The 2,245-nt window shown below is 67.5% G+C and carries 2 protein-coding genes; one reads left to right on the top strand and one right to left on the bottom strand.

What is annotated here, in order from left to right; translation table 11 throughout:
- Positions 1 to 202 precede the first annotated feature (202 nt).
- Entirely contained in the window at positions 203 to 1,774 is a 1,572-nt protein-coding gene (locus AC1DY5_RS52225; protein ID WP_478122118.1) for an FAD-dependent oxidoreductase, read from the bottom strand.
- 156 nt (positions 1,775 to 1,930) lie between these two features.
- Between AC1DY5_RS52225 and AC1DY5_RS52220 the strand changes: the two genes are divergently transcribed.
- A partial coding sequence (locus AC1DY5_RS52220; RefSeq protein ID WP_478122117.1) for a redoxin domain-containing protein occupies positions 1,931 to 2,245 on the top strand: 315 nt, incomplete at its 3' end.

Raw genomic sequence — 2,245 nt, 5'->3', positions numbered from 1 at the left:
GCGGTTGGGCTCGAGGATGCGCGGCGCTGCGTGGCTGCGCGTGCTGGCTCGCGCTTGCGTTTGCTGCACATCCGCAGCGCTGGGCGCCGGCAAGTCCTCGAACAGTCCCTGGTCCTGATTCATCGCCTCGTCTGTGGCCTGTGTTGACATGCCAGGGCTGTAGCCAGTCCCGTGCCAGTTCGCGAGGGTCGGAGAAAAACTCTCACTCTCTCAGCCGGACGTCGCCGCAGGCGAACACGCCGGGCAGGCTGGATTCGAGCAGGAAGGGGTCGCGCGGGTGCGACCAGCGGCCGGCCTTGAGCACATCGTCGCCGGTCAGCACGTAGCCGTTCTTGTCGCGGGCCACCTGATCGGGCAGCCAGCCGGTGTCGGCATCGGCGCCGATGAACACGAACAGGCCGCCGCAGGCGTGGCGAGTGACTGTCTGCTGCCGGCGATCGATGAGGTCGATCGCCTCCAGGTGCGTCTGTCCATGCGCTGCCTGTACTTCGCAATGCAGCCGGACGGCAATGTTGGGCTTGCCCTGGATCTGCTCGGTCAGGTAGCGGGACATGCTCTTTTCGAGCGAATCGCCGCGCACCAGCAGCGTCACCTGCCGCGCATGGTTGGCGAAGTGCAGCGCGGCCTGCCCGGCGGAGTTGCCGGCGCCGATGAGGTGCACGTCTTTCCCGTGCGTTCCCGCGGCCTCGCTGCGCGCGGCGCCGTAGTAGATCCCCTTGCCGATCAGGTGGGCGAATCCGTCGATGACCAGCTGACGCCAGGACACGCCGGTGGCCAGGATGACGCTGTGCGCCCGCACGCGCTCGCCGCCGTCGAGGGTGATTTCGCGTGTGGCGGGATCCATGGCTTCGACGCATCGCGTTACGACGATTTCCGCGCCCAGTCGGCGTGCCTGCTGCAGCGCGCGGTGGCCGAGCTCGTCGCCCGAGACGCCGTTGGGAAAGCCCAGGTAGTTTTCGATGCGCGAAGAGGTGCCGGCCTGGCCCCCCGGCGCCTCGCGCTCGATGACCAGCGTGCGCAGGCCTTCGCTGGCACCGTACACCGCCGCCGCCAGTCCGGCGGGTCCGCCGCCGATGATCAGCGTGTCGTATTCGGCCTGCCGCGGGTGTGTCTGCAAGCCGAGGCGGACGGCCACTTCGCGCATCGTCGGCTGCCGCAGCCGGGTGCCGTCGGGCAGGCGCACCACCGGGCATTCGGTGGCCTCCGSCACGGGTCCGGTCCAGCTGCGCGCGAGCTCTGGCGTTTCYGGCGACAGCCAGTCGTGGACGATCTGGTTGCGCGACAGGAAGCGGCGCAGCTCGCTGCAAACGGGGTCCCATTGATCGCCGTAGATCTTCACTTGTGCCTTGGGCGGCTGCAACGCGATGCCCTGAAGCCCTCCAATGCGCTCGCGCGCCAGGGCGCCCAGCATTTCGGCGACCTGGGGCGCCGACGAGGCGATGGCGAAATAGTGCTGCGGCTCGACCCGCATCACGCGCGACGGCTCGGCCGCGCGGTAGCCTCCGGGGAAGGGCGTGGCGAAGGCCAGCGGCACTTCGCCGAAGATCGTGCCGGGCAAGCGCCAGCCCAGGGTGCGCTCGACGCCGTCGAAATGCTTGACGACTTCGAACTTGCCCGACAGCACGGCGTACAGCGCCCGTTCGCCACCCTCGTGCACGGCGTACTCGCCGGGACGGAGCCGGATGTCGGCCGAGGTGCGCACCAGGCGGTCGAGATCGGCGTCGGACAGGCTCGCGAACAGCGGGACGGCTCGGACTTCGTCGGATGTCAGCATCGTGTGGGTACTTTCAAAACCTGTCGCGGCGAGGCGCGACACGCGTCCGGCGATGCGAGCGAGCCTGCCGTCGAGGTGCTTGCTTCTTTGGCGTATTCGCTCCGCCGCGATAGTCTGGCAAACTTGCAGTCTCTAGACAACCCGGAGGACATAGCCATGGCATTGCGTATCAACGACACGGTCCCCGACTTTTCTGCGGATACCGATCAGGGCCCCATTACTTTCCACGACTGGATCGGTTCGGGTTGGGCGATTCTTTTCTCGCATCCTAAGGACTTCACACCGGTGTGCACCACCGAGTTCGGCGTGGTCGCGCAATTGGCCGACGAGTGGGCCAAGCGTGGCACCAAGGTGATCGGCGTATCCGTCGACGGTGTGGATGCGCACAAGAAGTGGAAGGGCGACATCGAAGGCGTCGCGGGCGTCAAGGCGGGCTTCCCCATCATCGGCGACGAGGGCCTGGCGGTATCC

The organism is Variovorax sp. P4_D9, assembly GCF_056401695.1.
The sequence above is the reverse complement of the archived record's forward strand: the minus strand, read 5'-3'. Positions and strand labels throughout refer to the sequence as shown.